General features: G+C 64.1%; 22 protein-coding genes. 15 read left to right on the forward strand and 7 right to left on the reverse strand.

Translation table 11 applies throughout. From position 1 onward, the window contains the following. The first annotated feature begins 27 nt into the window (after positions 1-27). The 13 genes from KW845_RS08335 (at position 28) to KW845_RS08395 (ending at position 12382) form a co-directional block, all read left to right on the forward strand. A complete protein-coding gene (locus tag KW845_RS08335; RefSeq protein ID WP_218368769.1) occupies positions 28-1026 on the forward strand; it encodes a tripartite tricarboxylate transporter substrate binding protein in 999 nt (332 codons plus the stop codon). A 51-nt stretch (positions 1027-1077) separates the two neighbouring features. Continuing rightward, positions 1078-1881, forward strand: a complete 804-nt coding sequence (locus KW845_RS08340) for an aspartate/glutamate racemase family protein (protein WP_218368770.1) — start codon at positions 1078-1080, stop codon at positions 1879-1881. A 49-nt stretch (positions 1882-1930) separates the two neighbouring features. Then, entirely contained in the window at positions 1931-2731 is an 801-nt protein-coding gene (locus KW845_RS08345) for an aspartate/glutamate racemase family protein (RefSeq protein WP_218368771.1), read from the forward strand. A 76-nt stretch (positions 2732-2807) separates the two neighbouring features. Continuing rightward, positions 2808-3041 carry a DUF333 domain-containing protein gene (locus tag KW845_RS08350; protein WP_218368772.1) on the forward strand — a complete coding sequence of 78 codons (234 nt, stop codon included), beginning with the start codon at positions 2808-2810 and terminating at the stop codon, positions 3039-3041. Between the two features lie 179 nt (positions 3042-3220). Next, complete coding sequence (locus KW845_RS08355; RefSeq protein ID WP_255592506.1) at positions 3221-4162, forward strand: LysR substrate-binding domain-containing protein; 942 nt, start codon at positions 3221-3223, stop codon at positions 4160-4162. Between the two features lie 229 nt (positions 4163-4391). Then, positions 4392-5453 (forward strand): ABC transporter substrate-binding protein, encoded by a 1062-nt coding sequence (locus KW845_RS08360; protein WP_218368773.1) that lies wholly within the window; start codon positions 4392-4394, stop codon positions 5451-5453. Positions 5454-5602: 149 nt separating this feature from the next. Beyond that, positions 5603-6466 carry an ABC transporter permease gene (locus KW845_RS08365; RefSeq protein ID WP_218368774.1) on the forward strand — a complete coding sequence of 288 codons (864 nt, stop codon included), beginning with the start codon at positions 5603-5605 and terminating at the stop codon, positions 6464-6466. Beyond that, on the forward strand, positions 6463-7236 hold the full coding sequence (locus tag KW845_RS08370; protein WP_218368775.1) for an ABC transporter permease: 774 nt from the start codon (positions 6463-6465) through the stop codon (positions 7234-7236). The genes KW845_RS08365 and KW845_RS08370 overlap by 4 nt, the downstream gene beginning before the upstream one ends. Continuing rightward, positions 7233-8348 (forward strand): ABC transporter ATP-binding protein, encoded by a 1116-nt coding sequence (locus KW845_RS08375; protein WP_218368776.1) that lies wholly within the window; start codon positions 7233-7235, stop codon positions 8346-8348. The genes KW845_RS08370 and KW845_RS08375 overlap by 4 nt, the downstream gene beginning before the upstream one ends. 62 nt (positions 8349-8410) lie before the next feature. Next, positions 8411-9460: a dipeptidase gene (locus KW845_RS08380; RefSeq protein WP_218368777.1), complete on the forward strand. Its 1050-nt coding sequence runs from the start codon at positions 8411-8413 to the stop codon at positions 9458-9460. Positions 9461-9493: 33 nt separating this feature from the next. After that, on the forward strand, positions 9494-10660 hold the full coding sequence (locus tag KW845_RS08385; protein ID WP_218369962.1) for an FAD-dependent oxidoreductase: 1167 nt from the start codon (positions 9494-9496) through the stop codon (positions 10658-10660). Further along, on the forward strand, positions 10644-10952 hold the full coding sequence (locus KW845_RS08390) for a (2Fe-2S)-binding protein (RefSeq protein ID WP_218368778.1): 309 nt from the start codon (positions 10644-10646) through the stop codon (positions 10950-10952). The genes KW845_RS08385 and KW845_RS08390 overlap by 17 nt, the downstream gene beginning before the upstream one ends. Continuing rightward, positions 10949-12382, forward strand: coding sequence for an NAD(P)/FAD-dependent oxidoreductase (locus KW845_RS08395; RefSeq protein ID WP_218368779.1), 1434 nt, complete (start codon positions 10949-10951; stop codon positions 12380-12382). Before KW845_RS08390 ends, KW845_RS08395 begins: the two co-directional genes overlap by 4 nt. 33 nt (positions 12383-12415) lie before the next feature. On the opposite strand, the gene KW845_RS08400 is transcribed toward KW845_RS08395, so the two are convergent. The 4 genes from KW845_RS08400 to KW845_RS08415 are packed head-to-tail and all read right to left on the reverse strand — an operon-like array spanning position 12416 to position 15880. Next, positions 12416-12955, reverse strand: a complete 540-nt coding sequence (locus tag KW845_RS08400) for a hypothetical protein (protein WP_218368780.1) — start codon at positions 12953-12955, stop codon at positions 12416-12418. After that, positions 12952-14229, reverse strand: coding sequence for an aconitase family protein (locus tag KW845_RS08405; protein ID WP_218368781.1), 1278 nt, complete (start codon positions 14227-14229; stop codon positions 12952-12954). Before KW845_RS08405 ends, KW845_RS08400 begins: the two co-directional genes overlap by 4 nt. A gap of 28 nt (positions 14230-14257) precedes the next feature. Next, a complete protein-coding gene (locus tag KW845_RS08410; protein ID WP_218368782.1) occupies positions 14258-14887 on the reverse strand; it encodes an RraA family protein in 630 nt (209 codons plus the stop codon). Positions 14888-14896: 9 nt separating this feature from the next. Then, the gene (locus KW845_RS08415) at positions 14897-15880 is read right to left on the reverse strand and encodes a tripartite tricarboxylate transporter substrate binding protein (protein ID WP_218368783.1); all 984 of its coding nucleotides are present in this window, start codon (positions 15878-15880) and stop codon (positions 14897-14899) included. A 247-nt stretch (positions 15881-16127) separates the two neighbouring features. Here KW845_RS08415 and KW845_RS08420 point away from each other — a divergent pair, with 247 nt between their 5' ends. Further along, positions 16128-16844, forward strand: a complete 717-nt coding sequence (locus KW845_RS08420) for a GntR family transcriptional regulator (protein ID WP_218368784.1) — start codon at positions 16128-16130, stop codon at positions 16842-16844. A 2-nt stretch (positions 16845-16846) separates the two neighbouring features. Here the strand turns inward: KW845_RS08420 and KW845_RS08425 are convergent, their stop codons facing one another. After that, a complete protein-coding gene (locus tag KW845_RS08425; protein ID WP_218368785.1) occupies positions 16847-17731 on the reverse strand; it encodes a LysR family transcriptional regulator in 885 nt (294 codons plus the stop codon). A gap of 119 nt (positions 17732-17850) precedes the next feature. On the opposite strand from KW845_RS08425, the gene argC reads away from it, so the two are divergent. Next, complete coding sequence (gene argC / locus KW845_RS08430) at positions 17851-18789, forward strand: N-acetyl-gamma-glutamyl-phosphate reductase (RefSeq protein ID WP_218368786.1); 939 nt, start codon at positions 17851-17853, stop codon at positions 18787-18789. 48 nt (positions 18790-18837) lie between these two features. On the opposite strand, the gene KW845_RS08435 is transcribed toward argC, so the two are convergent. Next, positions 18838-19671 carry a 3-ketoacyl-ACP reductase gene (locus tag KW845_RS08435; protein WP_218368787.1) on the reverse strand — a complete coding sequence of 278 codons (834 nt, stop codon included), beginning with the start codon at positions 19669-19671 and terminating at the stop codon, positions 18838-18840. Positions 19672-19686: 15 nt separating this feature from the next. Then, on the reverse strand, positions 19687-20490 hold the full coding sequence (locus KW845_RS08440; RefSeq protein ID WP_218368788.1) for an SDR family NAD(P)-dependent oxidoreductase: 804 nt from the start codon (positions 20488-20490) through the stop codon (positions 19687-19689). Positions 20491-20497: the final 7 nt, after the last annotated feature.

Genomic DNA, 20497 nt, shown 5'->3' on the forward strand with positions numbered 1-20497 from the left:
GATGCAAGAGAATCCAAGGAGGAGACTATGTCCACCATTGCATGCGCCATTGCGCGCCGGGCCGGCGCCGGCCTGATACTGGCTTGCTGCGCCTTCAGCGGCCTGGCCTGGGCCGACAGCTATCCATCGCGGTCCGTCCGCGTTGTCGTTCCGTTCGCACCCGGGGCCTCTACCGACATGCTGGCCCGGCTGGCGGCCGACGAGCTGGGCAAGCGCCTGGGCCAGTCCTTTGTGGTCGAGAACGTGACGGGAGCGGGCGGCACCATAGGCGCGCACCAGGTAGCCCGCGCGGCGCCGGACGGCTACACCCTACTGGCGGCGACCCCTGGGCCCATCACCATTTCTCCGGTCACGCGCCAAGACATTCCCTATGATCCTGCCAAGAGCCTTGCCGCGATCACGCTGGTTGCACAGGGGCCCGGCGTGCTTGCCGTCAGCAAGGATTCGCCGTACCACTCGGTAAAGGACTTGATCGCCGCCGGGCAGGATCCCGCCAAGCCGCTCAAGTTCGGCTCGGCCGGCATCGACGCCTTCAGCCATCTCAGCGGCGCCATGTTTACCTACAAGGGCGGCATCCAGGCTCTGCATGTGCCTTATCGGGGGTCCGGGCCGGCGCTGCTCGACCTGATCGCCGGCCGGCTCGATTTCGAGATCGAGTATTTTCCCGCCATCGTGCCCCATATGAAGTCGGGGGCTTTGCGCGCGCTGGCCGTGACCTCGAAGGAGCGCAGTCCACTCAGCCCCGATCTGCCCACCATCAACGAATCCGGCGTGCCGGGCTACGAATCGGGTGCCTGGGTGGGGCTGATGGCCCCGGCGGGTACGCCCCGGGCGATTATCGACAAACTGCAGCAGGCCATGGCGGCATCCCTGAAAGACCCCGCGGTGGCCAAGCGTATACGCGACATGGGCGTGCTGCCCGGCGGCAACACGCCAGACGAGTATGCCGCCTATATCGCCAGCGAGACTGGCACCCTGCGCGAACTGGTCAAGAACGCCGATGTGGCCGAGCCCCGCGGCAAGTAGCCATTACATCCACAGCGCCGCGCGCGTAGCGGCGCTTTTACGGAGCAGGGTATGAAGATCTGGCACCAGAGTTTTACTGTTCTTGAAGACTTGCCTGCATATGCCGGCGCCATGGAAGGCCACATCCGCAAGATCGTGCATGCCGACACCCAGGTGGACATGCATGGCCAGCTTCCCGGCACCTACAGCAGCAATTATCCCGGCACCGACTTGCGCCATGCGGCATTGTTCGGCATCCACGGCCTGCAGTGGGTCGTCCAGGCGCTTCAGGCGCAAGAGCAGGGCTACGACGCCTTTGCCATGTGCACCATCCCCAACCCCATGATCCGCGAGATCCGCACGCTGGTCGACATTCCGGTAGTCGGTTACGGCGAGGCCAGTTGCCACCTGGCGTGCCAGATGGGGCGTCGGTTCGGCGTGCTGTTGTTCATAGAATCGATGGGGCCGCTGCTGCTGGAGCAGATTTCGCAATACGGCCTGGCCGGCCGTTGCGCGGGTGTGGACGGTGTCGGCTTCACGTTCCAGGATGTGTTGCCCGCGTTCGAGAATCCGGGCTCCCTGATCGATCGCTTCCGCGATGCCGCGCGCGGCATGATCGCGCGCGGCGCCGATGTCATCGTACCGGGAGAAATGCCGCTCAATGTGCTGCTGGCGGTCAACGGCGTGAGCGAAGTCGATGGCGTGCCCATCATCGACGGCCTGGCCGTCACGATCAAGACAGCCGAGATGCTGGCCGACCTGCGCCGCACGACCGGCCTGGCGCAGACTCGTCATGGTTTCTTCGGCGCAGCGCCGCCGCGCGAGCGCGTTCGGGAAGTGCTGCGGTTCTACGGCATCGACAGGCTGGCCGGCTAGCGGGGAAAGGGCTGGCGCGGTGCCGGCCCATTTGTTCAAGGAGGCGGCGATGAAAATTTGGTATCAAAGCGCCAGCAGCTATGGTTACGAGCCCGTCTGGGATGAATACGGCAAAACGCTGGAATCGCAGTGCCGTAACGTACTGGCCCCGGATGTCGAGCTGCGGGTGGCCGGCATTCCCGTGATGCTGCGCGACGTCGAGAACTGGCGGTCGCTGCAGTACTACCAGAATGCCCAGGTGCTGGCGAACATGCGCCGGGCCGAAGCCGAGGGCTACGATGCGTTCGTGATCGGTTGCACGCTTGACGTATGCCTGCACGAAGGCAAGAGCATGCTCGATATCCCGGTGGTCGGCATCAGCGAGGCTGCCTATCGCATGGCCATGACCATGGGGCGGCTATACGCCGTGGTGACCAGCTCTTCAGCTTTTACCGAGGTCTATGGCGAACAGGTCGAGCGCTACGGCGTGGCCGGCCGCTATCTGCGCGGCCCCTACATCGTGCCGGCTAGCGAAGAGGAAATCGCCACCTCGCTTATCCAGCCGGGGCCGTTGCTCGAGAAATTCCGCCAGACAGCGGCGCGGGCAGTTGCCGACGGCGCGTCGGTCATCATCCCGGCACCTGCCTTTCTGTCGACACTGGCTTATCGCGCGGGCGTCACGGATATCGATGGCGCCCTGGTACTGGACACCGTGGCCACGGCGGTCAAGACAGCCGAGATGCTGGCGGGCTTGCGCAAGGCCGGGGTGCAGCCGTCGAGGCGGATTGGCGTTTACTGCAAGCCTGCGCCACGGCACGAACAGGACGCTTACCGGGATCTGGGCCGCGTCTTCACGCTTGAGCCGTACTGAGACCTGGCGGGCAGAGCATGGCACAGGGGGGCGTATCTCGCTAAACTAGGCCGGGACGCTTTGCAGGAGCCAGGTGATGCTGAAAACAGGAATGGTTGTTTCATTGGCCGTGCTGGCCGGTTGCGCGCAATCCACCGACCGCACGGTCGGCATGCCGAATCCCGCTTCGGTCTACTGCCAAGAGCAAGGCGGGCAACTGCGCATTGTGAACACCCAGGATGGGCAGGTCGGTATGTGTGTACTGCCCAATGGCGAAGAGATCGAAGAATGGGAACTGTATCGGCGCGACCACCCCGAACTGAAGGGGTAGCGTGGGCAGCCCCTGGCGAGATTGCTGCATTGACCGGCCCAGGTGATGTCAGTAAGCTAAGCGCGACTCGACTTCCGTGGCGTACCCGCGTTCTCGCGGGCTGGATCCCGGCAAGCGAAGTACGGCGCTAGTATCCGGTCTTCGGGCCAGCGCCCTATAAAAGATCAGGGGAATGACTCATGGGCGCTGACAAGGGGCCGATGAACGTCCGGGCACTCGAGGCTTTCCGTGCGGTCATGCGGACGGGGTCCATGACCGCTGCCGCACGCATCATCCATACCACCCAGCCCAATATCAGCCGCCTGGTTTCCATACTGGAAGCCGAGCTTGCCTTGAAACTGTTCGCCCGCGAAGGCAACAAGCTGCACGTGACCGACGAAGGGGTCGCCTTCTTCAAAGAGGTCGAGCAGCACTACGCCGGATTATCGGCGCTGAAGGATGCGGCCAGGACAATCAAGCAGCTCGGCGGCGGAAGATTGCACATCGCCACCGCTCCGGCATTGAGCCACGGGTTTCTTGCCAACGTGGTCGCGGAATTCGTCAAGCGTCATCCACGGGTCACGCTGTCCATACGCACCTGTAATTCATACATGGTCGAGCAACTGGTGAATTCGCAGTTGTGCGACCTGGGGCTTGCCGCATTCATCGGGCACGTCACCGAACCAGGCCTGGAGTCCGAGCGTATCGCCAGCATCCGGGGCGTATGCCTGCTTCACCGCGATCATCCGCTGGCCGCTCGCGAGGTCATTCACGCGCGCGACCTGGAGGGTGAGGCATTCGTCTCGATTGCCCGCCAGAATGGCAGCCGCGAGCATGTGGACAGCTTGTTCGAGCAAGTCAAGGTCACGCGCAAGATCGAAGTAGAGGCCGAGAATGCGTCGACCATCTGCCATCTGGTGGCCCAGGGCCTGGGAGTCAGCGTGCTGAATGCGGTCATCGCCGGCGACTTCCTGTGCCACGGGCTGGTGGTCAAGGAGTTCCAGCCGGCCATCCATTTTCCGATCACATTGCTGCGGTCCAGCCACAGGCCCCGCAGCCTGCTGGTGGCGGCTTTCATAGATTGCCTGGGGGCGGTGCTGAAGTCCCGCTTCGAAGAAACCGAACCCGCCACGTTCGGCTAGCTGGCGCGGGCAAGCATATAAAAAACGTATAGAGACTGCGTATTTTTTGATTTGACGCTCCCGGGAGCGTGCCACACCATATACCGCAAGAACACGAGCGACCCGGTGCCTCGTGATAAGAAAGAACCGGGAAGTGATACGTGGTAGTTGACTCTGTATATGTTACCGGTGGCGATCGAGGCCTATGCCCGCGGTTTGCGCCGGACGCAAACTGGACAGGACAGACATCATGGATACGGCAACGCGGCGCACTTTCTTGAAGCAATCGGTGGGATTCGGATTGGCGACCATCGGCGGCAGCTATGTACGGATCGGGCGGGCGGCCGACGATCACATCTACGTCACCAGTTCGGGCGGTTCGTTCATGGAGAACGTTCGCAAGCACATGGCCGAGCCATTCGCAAAGCAGTCAGGTGTCAAGGTGACCCTGGTGCCGGGCACCAATCCGACTCATGCGCTGAAGATCCTGTCCAGCCGCGGCACGCCGCCCTACGATGTGGCCGCGTTTGGTGGCATGGATATGTATCGCCTGATCAAGGCCCGGAAACTTGTGCAGGTCGACGAAAAAAGCGTCCCCAGCCTGGCCGATGTTCCCGACAAGTTCAAGGCCGACTGGGAAGGCTGTGGTTCGATGTACGACTACAGCAGCGTCGGCATAGCCTATCGGCCGGACAAGATCCAGGGCGGCGTCAAATCCTGGAAGGAATTCGTCGAGCGGACCATCGCCGGCGACTTCGGCAAGCAGGTGTTCTTCAACAACCTGAGTTCGAACGTGCGTGGCGCAGAAGTGCTGTCGATGTTCGGAAAGGTGTACGGCAGCGGATACGGCGACATCGAGGCGTCCATCGCGACACTCGAGAAAATGAAGCCGCACATCTTCAAGTTCTTCACGGCGTTCAATGATCCCGTCGTGCTGTTGACCAGCGGCGAAGGCGCTATCGGCCCGGGCTGGGATGGCCGCACGTTCATCGCCGAAGACTCCACCAAAGGCATGGTGAAGTGGGTGGATCCCGCCGAAGGGGCGGTCTCGAGCGGCCCCGTGATGGGCGTGGTGAAGGGCGGCAAGGAAGACCTGGCCAAGGCCTTCATGAATTACGCCCTGGGTGAAGAAGCACAGAAGGCCTTCTGCGAAAGCATGCTGTACGGCGCCGTGAACCGCAAAGTGCAGTACAGCGAAAAACTCAAGGACCGTCTACCAGGCATCGATTCGGTCCAACTGGTCGACACAGAGCTTCTGATCAAGAACATGGGTGCCCTGCTGGACGCATGGAACAAGCGCATCGCGGTCTGAGCGCAGTCTTGCCCGTGGGCCAGCCTGGGGCAGCCCGGGCTGGCGCCCCGCAACGTTCGGCGTAGCCATTCCGCCACCCGTTCCCAATACGAATATCGTCCGCCGTGCGTCCTGCGCGCACCGGCCAACCGGCCATGGAGTGTTCGACCATGAAGCAACGCGTGCTGTTCCTGTCTCCGGCATTGTTGTTCATTACCCTGCTCTTGTTCGTACCGTTCCTGTACTTGCTGTATCTCAGCTTCATGGACAAGGATTACCTGTATGGCGGCCCGCCGCTGGCCAGCTTCGCCAACTATGTCGAGGCGTTCAGTAATCCGGTTTATTGGGAAAGCATCGTCAACACCTTTCGCATCGGCGCCACCGTCACCCTGGCCACGCTGATCATAGGATTCCCGGTCGCGTACATCATTTCCGTATCCGGGAAGACCCTGGCAACCGTTCTGACTGTCGTGACCATATTGCCGCTGTTTGTCAGCGTGGTAGTGCGCGGCTTTGGCTGGATCATCGTGTTTGGCAGGGAAGGGCCGCTGAATGCGCTGTTGCAATGGGCAGGGCTGATCGATGCGCCCGTCCAGGTGCTGTACACCGAGACAGCCGTCATCATCGCCTTGACTCACCTGTTGCTTCCCTTCATGGTCTTGCCCCTTCTGGCCAGTTTGAAGGCCATCGATAAAAGTGTCATCGATGCAGCGATGGTGCTCGGCTCGCGGCGCAGGGACGTGTTCCTGCGCGTGATCATTCCGCTCTGTTCCCCCGGATTCGTGGTCGGTTCGCTGCTGGTGTTCCTTCATGTGCTGGCGACGTTCGTGCTTCCCGCGATGCTCGGTTCCATCAACATCAAGATGATCGCAACGATGATCTACCAGCAGGTGATGATCGCGGGCAATGTACCCGCCGGCGCCGCCTTGGCAGTCATCCTGTTTACCTTCACCATGCTGATCTTCGGGCTGATGGGCGTCATCAGGAATCGCATCAGCTTCGATTCGAAGCCGCAGGCCGGAGGGGCGCAATGAAAAGAACGCTTAGCGTCCTGTACATCGTTTTCATGTGCAGCCCCTTGCTTATCGTGGTGGGCGCGGCGTTCGAGCCGCAGGAAATCCTGAGGTTCCCGCCCCATGGCTTTTCACTGACCTGGTTTGGGCGCGTGGTGCAAGATCCGGCATTCCTGGACGCCGCCGCCAATAGCCTGGTGATCGCGCTGCTGGCCACCGCGCTGTCGGTGGTGTTTGGCTTGCTGGCAGCTTACGCCCTTGCCAGAGGCAGCGGCCGGTATCGCGAGGCCATTCTCGGCCTGTTGCTGTCCCCGCTCATCATCCCCGAACTGGTGATAGGCCTGGCGCTCTTGCAGATGCTGACGCTGATGAACATCGGCACCGACCTGCTTACCCTTGTACTGGCGCATACCGTGATCTGCCTGCCCTATACGGTACGGCTGCTGTTCAACGGGGTGTCGGCCATCAGCGAAAGCCTGGAAAACGCCTCGCTCTTGCTGGGGGCGAGCCGCAGCGGAACGATTGTCAGGGTGACCCTGCCTCTGATGAAAAGCTCGATATTGGCCGCGGCCTTGTTCGCCTTTCTTACGAGCTTCGACAACACTGTCATATCGCTGTTCCTGGTCGATACCTCGACCATGACCTTGCCTATCACGATCTACAACTACGTCGAGTTCAGTCTCGACCCGGCGATCGCTGCGCTGTCGACCATCCTGATCCTGCTTTCCTGCGTGGCGGTGTCGGTGATGAGCAGGGTTGCCGGCCTGGATAACATGGGGCCAAGAAAATGACGGAACGCGAAGACTATTCAATTGAGCTCAAGGGCTTGACGCTGGGCTACGGCGATCGCGACATCATCTCGGGGCTGAACCTGGATATACGCCGGGGCGAGATTCTATCGCTGCTTGGGCCCAGCGGCTGCGGCAAGACGACCACCCTGCATGCCATCGCGGGCCTGCTTTCGCCCAGGCAGGGATCGATCATCATCGATGGCGTGGACCAGACCGATGTCCCGATCAACCGCCGCAACGTGGGCATGGTGTTCCAGGGATACGCGTTGTTCCCTCATATGACGGTTTTCAATAATGTCTCGTATGGGTTGCGCATCAAATCGGTAGATAAAGAGCAAATCCGGCAACGGGTGGCACGTGCCTTGGAACTGGTCGGAATGGAACGGTTCGCGCACAGGAAGCCCAAGGAGCTTTCTGGCGGCCAGCAGCAGCGGGTTGCCATCGCGCGCACCATCGTCATGGAGCCGCGCGTATTGCTTCTTGACGAGCCGCTGTCGAACCTGGACGCCAAGCTCAGGCAGGAAATCAGGGGCGACCTGAAGCGCATTCTGCGGGAATTGTCGATCACTTCGGTGTTCGTCACACACGACCAGGAAGAGGCAATGTTCCTGTCCGACCGCATTGTCTTGATGAAAGACGGAGAGATCGCGCAAGTGTCCTCACCGCGTGAAATCTACAATCATCCCGCCAGTTCGTTCGCCGCCGCGTTCCTGGGCAACACGAACTTCATAGCAGCCACGTTGCTGCACCAGACGCCCGACAACACGAGCTGTGAAGTCAGCGTTACCGAAACCGGCCAAGTGCTGAGGGCCCGCGCGGCATTGCGGTTCGACGCTAAGCAGCCCGTCTACTTGACGGTCAAGCATGACAGGGTGGGCTATACGCTGTCCCGCGAGGCGTTCCTTACGCTGCAGCAGCAGCCGGGAATTTCCACGATGACATGCCGCATCGCGGATGTCCACTTTCTGGGGCATGTCACCAAGATCGAATGCCTGGCCGGGAATCAGGCCATGACCGTGCTGCGCCCCTCGGCCTGCGTCGAAGCCGACCTGGTCCCTGGCGCCACGATCTATCTCAGTTGGCCAGAGGACGAGAGCCTTGTCCTGTCCTGATGAATCTGCAGCGGTCACGCCCTTGTGCGTGAAGTCATTCCACTAACCAGAGGATTAGCAAGATGATCAAAGAATTTGGACTCGAGCTTACCGAAGCCGAACACGAACGGGCGGCGCGCATCCGCAAGGAATTTGTCTACTGGAACCTCTGTGATTCCACCACGCGCGAATGCGGCGACGAAATCTATCTTGACCAGGTCAAGGCGTCGAATGTAACCGCCATCAACCATACGGTTTGCTATTCGGTCGATTTCGCGGAAGGCGTGAAGAACATCGCCCATTGGACGCGCTTGTACGATACCCACCCCGAAGTCGGGTTCATCGCAAAATCGTACGCCGATATCGCGCGTGCCCAGCAAGAGCAGCGGACAGCGATATTCATGGGGTTCCAGGACGTTACCGCCCTGGAGGACGACATGGACAAGATGAAGGTCTTCTACGACCTCGGCATCCGCTTCGTGCAGCCTACCTACCAGGACCGCAACTTGTTTGGCGACGGCTGCGGCGAACGATACCAGTCGGGGCTTAGCAACCTGGGCATCAAGTTCATCAAGAAACTCGACGAACTGGGCATCGTGATCGATACGTCCCATGTCGGCATCGGCACGACCATAGATTGCGCCACTATATCCGAGCGCCCCATCATGGCCACCCATACGGCGGCGCGCGGCATTGTCGATACGCCGCGCAACAAGACCGACGACGAGATCAAGGCAATTGCGGCCAAGGGCGGCGTGATCGGCATCGCGGGCAAATCGGGGTTCCTGAAAAAAGACGGCCTGGACACCGGCAGTACCATCAACGACATGATCGATCACGTCGTCTACATCGCGAACCTGGTCGGCATCGAGCACGTGGGGATCGGTACCGATGTGGGCGATTTGCGCAAGTACAGTCCCGACAGAATGGCCGAGTTCCATGCCCGTCACCCCGAGGTGGCGATCATCGGCCCAAAGCTGCGCACAGATATCATGCATCCCAAAGATGTCGGTCCGGGCACGCTGCATTACATCATTGCCTACCTGGCCAAGCGCGAGTTCTCGGATGATGAAATCCGGATGGTGCTGGGGGAGAACGCCAATCGGGTGGTCAAGGCCGTCTTCAAAGATTGATGGCTCGCGCGTAGGGAGAAGACATTCATGCCAATGACAGCAGTAGGGGGGCGTTCGCCGGCGCCGGACCCGGTGCCAAAGTCCGTTGTCTATGACGCGGCCGTCGTGGGCGCAGGCCTGGTGGGCTCGGCGCTTGCCTATGGCCTGCGCCGGTGCCTGGCCCGCGTGGCGGTGCTGGATGAAGGCGACGTTGCCTACCGGGCTTCGCGCGGCAACTTCGGCCTGGTCTGGGTACAGAGCAAGGGCATGGGTATGCCGCGCTACGGCGTCTGGACCATGGCGTCGCAGCGGGTGTGGCCGGACCTGGCGGCACAACTGCTCGAAGAGACGGGCATCGATGTGCACCTGGAGCAGAACGGCGGATTGCATGTGCTGCTGACCGACGAAGAGGTCGAGGCGCGTGTCGGGTTCATGACGAACCTGTTGGCGCAACCGGGTATGAGCGACTACGAATGGAAGCTGCTCGACCGCCGCGAAGTGGCCGATATGGTCCCGGGAATCGGCCCGGACGTGCGGGGCGCCAGCTGGACGCCGGTGGATGGCGTCGCCAATCCTCTCAAGCTGCTGCGCGCTTTTCATACTACGTTCCAGCGCAATGGCGTGGACTACCTGCCCCGTTGCCCGGCCCAGGCGATCAGGCGCCAGGCCGATGGCATATTCATCGTCGACACGCCGCGCGGCCCCTTGCGGGCGCAGCGCCTGGTCCTGGCCGGCGGCTTGGGCAACAAGGCGCTGGGCGAGCAGATCGGCCTGGACATTCCGGTACGGCCCCAGCGTGGCCAGATCATCGTGCTGGAACGCACGCGCCGGGTACTGAATACGCCGATCAGCACACTGCGGCAAATGGACGAAGGCAGCTGGCTGATCGGCGACTCGCAGGAAGAGGCTGGATACGCCGACCGCGAGGTCAGCCTGCCCATACTCGGCACATTGGCAGACCGCGCCGTGCGCACGCTGCCGGCGCTGCGCGAGGTCAGCGTCGTGCGTACCTGGTCTGCGCTGCGGGTAATGTCCAGGGACGGGTTCCCTGTCTATGCGCAATCCGACACATGCCCAGGCGCGTTCGTGGCTACCTGCCACAGCGGCGTCACGCTGGCCGGCGCGCATGCGTTGATTCTGGCGCCCATGCTTGCCGACGGCGGCCTGGCCGGCGACCTGGCGCCCTTCTCCCTGCGGAGGTTTCATGTTCAAGAGGCTTGAGGCAGTGCCTGGGCAATCGTCCTGCCCGGCGGTCCTTATCGATGTCAATGGCGTGGTGGTCCAGTGCCGGGCCGGCGACACGGTCGCGGCCGCGCTGCTCGCGAGCGGCCACGATGCGTGCCGCGACACCGCGGTCGGCGGGGTGCCGCGCGGCCCGTACTGCATGATGGGCATTTGCTACGACTGTCTGGTCATTATCGATGGACAGGCCAATCGCCAGGCCTGCATGACGCCGGTGCACGACGGCATGCGCGTGCAGCGGCAGCGGGGTGCGCGGGAGATATCCTCATGACACGCCGCTGCGAACTGTTGGTCGTGGGCGCCGGGCCCGCCGGCATGGCCGCCGCTACGCAGGCCGCGCGCCTGGGCGTGGACACATTGCTGCTGGATGAGCAAGGGGCGCCGGGCGGGCAGATCTACCGCGCCATCACGACTACGCCGCTGGCCCCCGGCATCCTGGGGCCCGACTATTGGCACGGTGCCAGCCTGCTCGAGCCATTTCGCGACAGCGGGGCAGCTTATCTGGCGGGTGCCACGGTCTGGGCCGTGGCGCGCGCGTCCGGCGCCGAGCTGCAAGGCGATTTCGAGGTGGCCTATTCGGTCGGCGGCCAGGCCGCCGTGCTGCACGCGCGCCACATCCTGCTGGCTACCGGCGCCCAGGAGCGGCCGTTTCCCATTCCGGGCTGGACGCTCCCCGGCGTGGTCACCGCCGGGGCCGGGCAGATCCTGCTGAAGACGGTCGGGATGGTGCCGGGGGAACGTACCGTGCTGGCGGGTTGCGGGCCCTTGCTGTACCTGGTGGCATGGCAGTACCTGAATGCGGGGGTCAAGGTCGACCGCTTGCTGGAGACGACGCCCGCGGGTCGCCTGGCGCGTGCCTTGCCGCATGCCCTGGGCTTCCTGCGCTCGCCCTACCTGGGCAAGGGGCTGAAGCTGATGCGCGCGGTGCGGGGTGGCGTGCCCATCGTGCGCGGCGTGCAGGACCTGCGCGCACAGGGGCAAGGCAGGCTGGAATCGGTGGGCTATCGTGCCGGCGGGCGCGCGTACGAGGTTCCGGCTGAGCACTTGATGCTGCACCAGGGCGTCGTGCCCAATGTGAATCTGTCGCGCGCCATCGGAGCCGAGCACGTGTGGAACCAGGCCATGGCGTGCTGGCAACCCCGCGTGGACGAATGGGGGGCCACGTCGGTGTCCGGCATCGGTATCGCAGGCGATGGCGCGGGTATTGCGGGGGCCATGGCGGCCGAGTACCGCGGGCGCCTGTCCGCCCTGCAGGCAGTTTGCATGCTGGGCCGCATCGATACCGCCCAGCGGGATCGCGATGCCCGGGCGCCGCGCCAGGCCTTGGCGCAGGCGGTGCGGGGCCGCGCCTTCTTCGATGCGCTGTACCTGCCGCCCGAGGCCTATCGTCGCCCCACGGGCGACACCATCGTATGCCGCTGCGAAGAGGTCACCGCCAGGCAGGTACGCGAAACGGTGGCGCTGGGTTGTTCAGGTCCGAACCAGATGAAGGCATTCCTGCGCTGCGGCATGGGGCCCTGCCAGGGCCGCCTGTGCGGGCTGACGGTCAGCGAGCTGATTGCCCAGGAGCGCGGCGTGCCCGCTGACGAGGTCGGCTATTACCGGCTGCGCTTTCCCACCAAGCCGCTGACCTTGGGCGAACTGGCTTCGCTGCCCCAGACCGACGCGTCGCGCCAGGCGGTCGTACGGCTGAAGAAGTGACTACCGGCATGGCCGGTGCGCGGGCCCGCCGGCTCAGTCCGGATAAGGCCGCGCCAGCTCGGGGTGTGCGCGCAGGTGGGCCGCGAGCGCCCCGCGCATCCCGCCGTTCTGCACCATCTGGCGGATCTCGGGCGGCATGCCGGCATAGTGGCGGCTATCCGCGGTGTCCAGCCGCGTGACCAGGCCGTTGGCGAAATCCACCTCGATGGGCATGCCATCCTGCAGGAAGCCGGAAATGCCCTCGCAGGCGGCCAGCACTGGCACCGCCTGCGCCACCACGCCCTGGAACGCGCGAATGGACATGGATTCGCAGAGTATCCCCAGGCCCAGCGCTTTCATGGCGATGATGCCGGCATTGTGTGCCTTGCCGCTCAGAAAATTGCGTCCGGCCACGATCAGGTCGCCCGGCTGGATCCGCCCGGCCAGGGTGGGATCCAGTTCGGCGAACAAACGTGGAATGAGTTCCTTGGGATCCGAGGTACGCGAAAGCACGATGTCGAATGCCATGACGGCGCCATCGTGCGGGACATCGTGGCCCAGCACATGGGCGGTGCCGCGCTGGATCCAGTTCATGGCGACACCGTGTTGCGAAGCGCGGGCCGCAGGCTGCCGCGCGGGTCGACGATGCGGCCCGCGATGGCCGAGGCGGCAACGGTAAGCGGGCTGCCCAGGTAGCAGTGCGCGTCCTTGGCCCCCATGCGGCCGGCGCCATTGGTGGCGGCGGTGGATATGGATACCTCGTTCGGCCCCAGCGGCCCGCCGGCGCCGCCCGCACAGGGCCCGCAGCCCGGAGGCAGCATCACGGCGCCCGCATCGAGAAAGCGCTGCGCCAGTCCTTCGCGGGCCATCCGTTTGGCGGTCTCGATCGTGCCGGGCACCACGATGAAACGCACGCCCGGGGCAACGCGGCTTCCCGCCAGCAGCTCGGCAGCGGCCTGGAAGTCTTCGTACATGCCGGAACCGCAAGACCCCAGGTAGGCATGGTCGATGCGCACGTCCGCCGTATCGGCGACCGGGACCGCGCGGTCGGGCGAGCCGGGCAGCGCCACCTGCGGCGCAAGCTGCGACAGATCCAGCGTGAGCGTGGCTTCATAGCAGGCGTCCGGGTCGCTGTAGAGCCAGGTATCGTCGGAGGGTGCGCCGGTGGGCGACAAGGGGGGAAACAGGATGTTGAGCACGCCGATCTCTGTCAGGGTGTTGCACAGCGCCACGCGGCCCGCCAGGCTCAGGCGCTCGCAGAACGGGCCGCCGAACTCCACGACCCGGTAGTCGAAGTCGGCACCCAACTGGCCAGCGGACAGCTGGCCTGCCAGCCAGAAGCCCACGTCGCGCGGATGCACGCCGCCGGAGGGCTCGCCGTGCAGCAGGATGCGCAAGGTATGAGGGACCACGGTCCAGGTCGTGCCGGTCGCCAGTACCGACACGACCGAAGGGCCGGCGCGCATGGCGAAGGCGCCGATGGCGCCGAAGTTCGTGCAGTGCATGTCATAGGCGAACAGGAACATGCCCGGCCGGACCAATCCGGTTTCCATGGGAAAAAGGTGGCCATGCCCGCCCTGGCCGGCGTCGTAGAAGTGCCCGATGCGCCAGTCCTTGGCGATGCGGCGATTGGCGTGCGCGCGAGCGATCGACGCCGCCGAGGTATAGATGACCTGGTGGTCGGTGACGAACGCAACCCGTTCGGGGCGGGTGATCCGGCGATAGCCGATCTCGGCGAGCTGCCTGTGCGCGCTTTCCACGTAACCGTCGTGCACGATAACCAGTTCAGGCTCGGGCAGCACGATGTCGCCCGGCTTGACGGACGGCTTGCCGCTGGCGCGGGCCAGGAATTTTTCTGCGAGCGTCATGCCCATCGATGTTGCCTTTCGGGAAGATTCATGGCCGGCGGCTGGTTGCCTCGGCATACGACACGCCGGCCTGCACGCTAGCGTCGGCGCGCTGCTCGAACGCCAGGCGGGCGGCCAGGCGTTCGGCCAGCGTGCCGAACCGCTCTTGCGCGACGACCACCACACCATCGTCGTCGGCGCACACCAGGTCGCCCGGGCGGATGACCTGGCCGCCCACGGCCACGGGCACCTGGAAGTCGGCCGGCCCTTCCTTGCGGCTGCTGCGCACGGTGGCGCCACGCGCGAATACAGGGAAGCGCTGGGCGCGCAGCGCGGCAAGATCGCGGATCCGCCCATTGGTGACATAGCCCGCCAGTTGGCGGCGCAGCGCCACCAGCGCCCCGGTGCCACCCAGCACGCACGTATCCGGATCGCCGCCGACGTCGATCACCACGACCGAACCGGCGGGGGCCTGGTCCAGCGCCGCGCTGACGCCGGCGCTGTAGTGCGGGTGCGCCCGCACGGTGAAGGCCGGGCCGACGCACAGCACGTCGGGAACCAGCGCGGCGATGGCCGGATCGAGGTCGCCGCATTTGCCGATCGCTTCGTATGCCGCCGCGGCGGATGCGGATTTCAGCAGGTCGACCAGCGGCTGCAGTATCGATGAGTCGGAAGACATGGTTGTCCTTCAGTCGAGATGGATGTTCACCTCTTTGGCCACGCGCCCCCACTTGGCGCGCTCGGAGGCGATGAATTCGCCGAATTGCCCAGGGGTGTTGGGCATCGGCAGCAATCCCGCCTGGCGCAGCCGCCGCACCATGTCGGGTTCGGCGAGGATGGCGGCGATATGCTTGTGCAGAAGGGCGATGATGTCGTCCGGAGTGCCGGCGGGCGCCATGAAGCCGCTCCAGTCGAACATTTCATAGCCCTTGACGGTCTCTGCAATGACCGGGGTATCGGGGAATTCGTCCACGCGTTCCCCGCTGGTCAGCGCCAGCGCGCGCAGCTTGCCCGCCTTGACGAGCGGCCAGGCCGCCGGCTGGCCGCCGAAGGTGAGCGTGACGGCCCCGCTGGCCACGCCGGTCAGGGCCTCGGACGCGCTCTTGAAGGGCACGTGAACCATCGAGATGCCGGTTTCTTCGTCGAAGTACTCGGCTGCCATGTGCGATGCCGTGCCATTGCCTGCCGACGAGAACATCAGCTTGCCAGGCTGGGCCTTGGCCGCGGCGATGACGTCTGCGATCGACTTGTACGGCGAGTCCGCGGCCACGACCACCAGCAGCGGTGTACGGGCCGACAGCATGATGGGCGTGAAATCCTTGGCCGGGTCGTACGGCAGCTTGGCATACACGCTGGGGTTGATCGTGAGCGTGCCCACATGTCCCACCGTGAGCGTATAGCCGTCGGGCGCGGCCTTGGCGGCGGCGCCAAGGCCGATCGACCCGCCCGCGCCCGTGCGGTTCTCGATGACGAAGGGCTGGCCCAGTTGTTCGCCCAGTTTTTCCGCGACCAGGCGGGCCACCATGTCGGGCGACGAGCCAGGGCTATGGGGCAGGATGATGCGCACGGGCTTGCTGGGATACGGCTGCGCGCTGTGCGCCAGCGGCATGGCAGCGGCGGTAAGTGCGGCCAGGCACACCGTCTTCAGCAGCGTACAGAAATGGCGGGACATACGGTCTCCTTGTTATTTGGCGCCAGAGGCGGTCAACTAGTAATGTCAGACAAAATATAAAAAGATCGCCATAAATTAGCACATAAAAAACTGATATCCAATTTTTTGTCTTACAATTTAGCTAATCATCGGGGCGACCACAGCCGTGTCCGGCTACCCCGCAGGCATGTCCCACACCGCCGAAGGCACCCATCGGGACTGAGGTGGGGCCATACAATATGGGTTTACATACGCACGCAGTACGGCCATGAATCAAGAGACCGAAGCGCAACTGCGGGTTCTGCGCGCGGCGGGCGAATCGCCCAGGCTGCTTAGCCTGCGCATACGCGATGCCATCACCGAAGGGGTGTACCTTCCGGGCGACAAGCTGACCGAGCGAGAGCTCTGCGAGCGCTTTTCGGCAAGCCGGCCGTCGGTGCGCGAAGCCATCCGGCAACTCGACGGCGAGGGCCTGCTCGAGATCGCCCCGCATCGCGGGCCGGCCGTACGGTCGGTCGACGAGGCGCAGTTTCACGAGCTGCACGAAGTGCGCGTTTCATTGCAGAGGCTGGCCGCCGCCTGTTTCGCGAACCGTGGCACTGCCTGCCAGATGGATGCTTTTTCGCAGCGTATCGATGAATTCGAGCAGGCATTGGTATCGCGCGACGTGGCGCGCATCCGGGCCGCCAAGCACCAATTGTTCGAAGCCTTCGTCGCTGGCGCGCAGAACGAGGTGCTGGCCAACTTCATCCGGAAGATCAATGCCCGGCTGGGTTTTCTGTGGGCATCGTCGCTGGGTCACCCGGAACGTCCGGCCGAAAGCGTGGATGAATTCCACCGCCTGCTGGGCGCTATCCGCGAACGCGATCCCGAGGCTGCGCAGGCTGCCATTGTCTTGCAGAACCAGCGCGCCCGGGCGATCGGGCTGCATGCGCTGACCCTGTTCCAGGCGCGGCGCCGGGCACAGGCCGGCCGGGCTGGATGAACCTACTTCGCCTTGAGTTCCCATAGCGCCTCGAGCACGTGCTGCGTGGCGCGCTCGGCCTGGCTGGATCGGCGGGCGATGCCCAGCTCGCGCCACACGACCGGGCGCAGCGCGCGCATGGCGATGCGCGCGTCTGCATGCGGCGCGCCTGCCTCATGCGGCAAGAGCGCCGCGCCGTAGCCCGCGGCCACGAGGCTCTTGATCGCATCGTTGTAGTTGAGCTCGATCCGTGGCACGGGGCGGTAGCCTGCAAGCGCAAACCATTCGGACGTCAGGCGCGACAGGCGTGTGCTGGCATCGTTGAGAATCAGCGGCTGCGCCGCCAGCCATGCGGGCGTGACGCGGGCTGGCGCGCGCCAGTCGGCAGGCAGGAAGGCCATGACCGGATCGCGGCGCCAGGGCTGTATCGCAAGCCCTGCGACCGGCGCCTGGGGCAGGGCGACCAGTCCCACGTCGAGCTTGCCTTGCGCCAGGCGCGCCAGCGTTTCCTGCGAGGTAAGCACCGCAATCTGCACGTCGATGCCGGGGTGGCGCTCGCGAAGGCGCGAGATGGCTTGCGGCAACAGGTGCGCGATGGCGCCGGTCGACGCGCCCAGGCGCACGCGCCCGGCCAGCCCCTGCACCTGCCGGCTGGCATCGTCCAGTGTCGATTCGACCTCGGCCAGCAGCCGGCGCGCCCGCTCTACCAGCATTTCACCGACCGCCGACGGCCGCACGTTGCCTCGCGCGCGCGACAGCAGCGGCGCACCGATGCGTTTTTCCAGGTCGGCGATGTGCAGGCTGATGGTGGGCGGCGCAAGGTGCAGCAGTTGCGCCGCCGCCGCGAAAGACCCGTGGTCGGCGATTGCCACCAGCGTGCGCAGCCGGTCGAGGCTGATCTCGCGCATTCTTCTCTCCGTCAGAAAACCTGAACGATACGATCAATAAATTCAACTTTTCCTATTTTAGCCCGCCGAGCAAGATACGGCTTTCCCGCCCGTTCATCCAATGCCAGGAGCACGACATCATGAGTTCCCCCACTGTCTTCATCGACGGCGACCAGGGCACCACCGGGCTGCAGATCCACGATCGCCTGCGCCATCGCACCGACATGCGGCTGTCGACCCTGCCGGCGGCCGAGCGCAAGAACCCGCAGCGCCGCGCCGAGGCCATCAATGCGTGCGACATCGCGATCCTGTGCTTGCCGGACGCGGCCGCGCGCGAATCGGTCGGCTTCATCCGCAACCCTGGCGTTCGCGTGATCGACGCGAGTTCGGCGCATCGCACCCAGTTGGAATGGGTTTATGGTTTTCCCGAGATGAGCGGCGGGCAGGCGCAGCGGATTGCACAGGCACGGCGCGTCACCAATCCTGGCTGTTACCCCACCGGGGCCATCGCCCTGCTGCGGCCGCTGGCGCAGGCCGGCCTGCTGCCGCGCGATTACCCCGTGTCGATCCACGCCATTTCTGGCTATTCAGGGGGTGGCAGGGCAGCGATCGAGGCGCACGAGGCGGGCGACGCGGCGGGCGTGGCGCCGTCACAGGTCTATGGCCTGGCGCTGGAGCACAAGCACACGCCGGAAATCCAATGGCATGCGGGGCTTGCGCAGCGTCCGCTCTTCGTGCCGGCTTATGGAGCATACCGGCAGGGCATCGTTCTTACCGTGCCGATCGAACTGCGCCTGCTCCCAACCGGGGTCGACGGCGTACGCTTGCATGCCTGCCTGGCAGAGCACTATTCGGACGCCCCCCATGTCCAGGTGATGTCGCTGGCGCAGACGCAGGCAATGACGCATCTCGATCCGCAGGCGCTGAACGGCACCAACGATTTGCGGCTGGGCGTCTTTGCCAATGCGGACCGCGGCCAGGTGCTGCTGTCGGCAGTTTTCGACAACCTGGGTAAAGGCGCGTCCGGCGCGGCCGTGCAGAACCTGGACTTGATGCTGGCGGCGCATGCCACCGGGTGACTGTCCAGAAGGTCCTGTCTTGGGCGAACGCAGATTCGCCATCAGGCGTCAGCCAGACATCGAGGCCAGGTGCTGCCGTAGCATAGGGTTTTCGAAGGCGCCACGCGGAATGTGCGCTCCGCCGTCGATATGCAGCGTCTGACCCGTCGCGAATCTGAGTCCGCCCGAAGCGACGGTTAAAACGGCGGTAGCGACATCCTCAGATAGTCCCCAACGCGCCATCGGAGACACGCCACCTTCCCGAACCAATGGGCCATAAGACGCATGCACCGACGCGTTCAAGTCCGTCTTGATGAGCCCTGGCTGGATGTCGAAGCAGGCGATGTCATCAGAAGCCAGCTGCAACGCCAATATCTTCGTGAACATGGCGATGGCGGCTTTGGAAAGGCTGTATTCCGCCGCGCGCGTGCGCGCGTGCAACGCATTCACAGATGAGACCGTGACGATAGACTGATAAGCCGCGCTGTTCGATCGGCGGCGCAAAACCATCTCGCGCGCGAACGCCTGCGTAAAAAAGTAGGTGCCGCGGAGATTGACGGACATCACGCGGTCGAAACTTTCGACACTGGTCTCGAGCACGTTCGCGGTGCGGTCCCTCGCCATTACCCCCGCGTTGTTCACGAGGCAATCCACTTGCCCGAACGCGGCGTAGGCGGCCGCGCAAACAGAAGCGGAGGTTTGTGTGTCGGCAATGTCCGCAAGGATGAACCGGCAGTCGCTCCCCGCCGCCTTTGCGTCTTCCACGACCGCCCGGGATTCATCATCCTCGATGACATCGATGGCGACGACCCGCCACCCGGACCTCGCGAACACATGGACGATGGCGCGACCAATCCCGCGGCGCGCTCCGGTGACGACTGCAACTTGGATTTTGTTCGTCATATCGTGACAGGCGGGCTAGAAAGATGCGCTCATGCTTTTGCGAAGTCGGGTGATGGCTCCTGCCGTGTAGCCGCCGTCAATCGCGATCTCCGCGCCGGTGATGAATGACGATCGAGGACTGCACAAGAAGAGAACCAGATCTGCCATCTCTTCCAGCTTGCCGAGCCGCCCCATAGGGATGAACTTCTTCGTGATCTCGATGAAGGCCGGTTTCGCCGACGCCGCGAAGCTCGTGTCCTCCACCAGTCCGGGATGAATGGAGTTCACACGGATGCCCCAATCCACGTATTCCAATGCCTGCGTCTTCGTCAAGCCCCTGACGGCCCATTTGCTTGCCGTGTAGCTCGGCTCATGATGCCCAAGCAGGCCCGTGACCGACGACACATTTACGACTGCTCCGCCACCCGAGTCGCGCATCAGGGGCGCACAACCCTGGAGACCCAACATTACACCCGCCACGTTCACATCCATGACACGCCGCCATTCGTCCAGCGAGATGTCCGCGCACGTCTTCCGAGCGCTGATTCCTGCGTTACTGACCAACGCGTCCAATCGGCCGAACGTCTGGCGCACCGAGCCGACCACGGCTTTCCAATGCCCGGGGGACGCCACATCCAGCAAGTACGACTCGGCCCGGCCACCGCTTCGGCGAAGTCGGTCTGCCATGTTTTCCGCCGCCTCCTTCGCAACATCCGTGACCACCACGATGGCGCCTTCGTCGGCAAAGCGCGCGGCTGTGCATGCGCCTTGGCCTGACCCGGCCCCGGTGATGATGACGACCTTGCCGGTGAACGGGCTCTTCGAATTTTCCGTGCTCATGTTCGGA

Source organism: Bordetella sp. BOR01 (assembly GCF_019218885.1).
GTDB lineage: Bacteria > Pseudomonadota > Gammaproteobacteria > Burkholderiales > Burkholderiaceae_B > Bordetella_A.

What these genes read in the sequence shown, in the direction of transcription:
- KW845_RS08435 (WP_218368787.1), bottom strand. Translation starts at nt 19,671, where the DNA reads ATGACGAACAAAATCCAAGTTGCAGTCGTCACCGGAGCGCGCCGCGGG.
- KW845_RS08420 (WP_218368784.1), top strand. Translation starts at nt 16,128, where the DNA reads ATGAATCAAGAGACCGAAGCGCAACTGCGGGTTCTGCGCGCGGCGGGC.
- KW845_RS08390 (WP_218368778.1), top strand. Translation starts at nt 10,644, where the DNA reads ATGTTCAAGAGGCTTGAGGCAGTGCCTGGGCAATCGTCCTGCCCGGCG.
- KW845_RS08400 (WP_218368780.1), bottom strand. Translation starts at nt 12,955, where the DNA reads ATGAACTGGATCCAGCGCGGCACCGCCCATGTGCTGGGCCACGATGTC.
- KW845_RS08375 (WP_218368776.1), top strand. Translation starts at nt 7,233, where the DNA reads ATGACGGAACGCGAAGACTATTCAATTGAGCTCAAGGGCTTGACGCTG.
- KW845_RS08440 (WP_218368788.1), bottom strand. Translation starts at nt 20,490, where the DNA reads ATGAGCACGGAAAATTCGAAGAGCCCGTTCACCGGCAAGGTCGTCATC.
- KW845_RS08335 (WP_218368769.1), top strand. Translation starts at nt 28, where the DNA reads ATGTCCACCATTGCATGCGCCATTGCGCGCCGGGCCGGCGCCGGCCTG.
- KW845_RS08425 (WP_218368785.1), bottom strand. Translation starts at nt 17,731, where the DNA reads ATGCGCGAGATCAGCCTCGACCGGCTGCGCACGCTGGTGGCAATCGCC.
- KW845_RS08395 (WP_218368779.1), top strand. Translation starts at nt 10,949, where the DNA reads ATGACACGCCGCTGCGAACTGTTGGTCGTGGGCGCCGGGCCCGCCGGC.
- argC (WP_218368786.1), top strand. Translation starts at nt 17,851, where the DNA reads ATGAGTTCCCCCACTGTCTTCATCGACGGCGACCAGGGCACCACCGGG.
- KW845_RS08365 (WP_218368774.1), top strand. Translation starts at nt 5,603, where the DNA reads ATGAAGCAACGCGTGCTGTTCCTGTCTCCGGCATTGTTGTTCATTACC.
- KW845_RS08385 (WP_218369962.1), top strand. Translation starts at nt 9,494, where the DNA reads ATGACAGCAGTAGGGGGGCGTTCGCCGGCGCCGGACCCGGTGCCAAAG.
- KW845_RS08380 (WP_218368777.1), top strand. Translation starts at nt 8,411, where the DNA reads ATGATCAAAGAATTTGGACTCGAGCTTACCGAAGCCGAACACGAACGG.
- KW845_RS08355 (WP_255592506.1), top strand. Translation starts at nt 3,221, where the DNA reads ATGGGCGCTGACAAGGGGCCGATGAACGTCCGGGCACTCGAGGCTTTC.
- KW845_RS08405 (WP_218368781.1), bottom strand. Translation starts at nt 14,229, where the DNA reads ATGACGCTCGCAGAAAAATTCCTGGCCCGCGCCAGCGGCAAGCCGTCC.
- KW845_RS08360 (WP_218368773.1), top strand. Translation starts at nt 4,392, where the DNA reads ATGGATACGGCAACGCGGCGCACTTTCTTGAAGCAATCGGTGGGATTC.
- KW845_RS08415 (WP_218368783.1), bottom strand. Translation starts at nt 15,880, where the DNA reads ATGTCCCGCCATTTCTGTACGCTGCTGAAGACGGTGTGCCTGGCCGCA.
- KW845_RS08340 (WP_218368770.1), top strand. Translation starts at nt 1,078, where the DNA reads ATGAAGATCTGGCACCAGAGTTTTACTGTTCTTGAAGACTTGCCTGCA.
- KW845_RS08345 (WP_218368771.1), top strand. Translation starts at nt 1,931, where the DNA reads ATGAAAATTTGGTATCAAAGCGCCAGCAGCTATGGTTACGAGCCCGTC.
- KW845_RS08350 (WP_218368772.1), top strand. Translation starts at nt 2,808, where the DNA reads ATGCTGAAAACAGGAATGGTTGTTTCATTGGCCGTGCTGGCCGGTTGC.
- KW845_RS08370 (WP_218368775.1), top strand. Translation starts at nt 6,463, where the DNA reads ATGAAAAGAACGCTTAGCGTCCTGTACATCGTTTTCATGTGCAGCCCC.
- KW845_RS08410 (WP_218368782.1), bottom strand. Translation starts at nt 14,887, where the DNA reads ATGTCTTCCGACTCATCGATACTGCAGCCGCTGGTCGACCTGCTGAAA.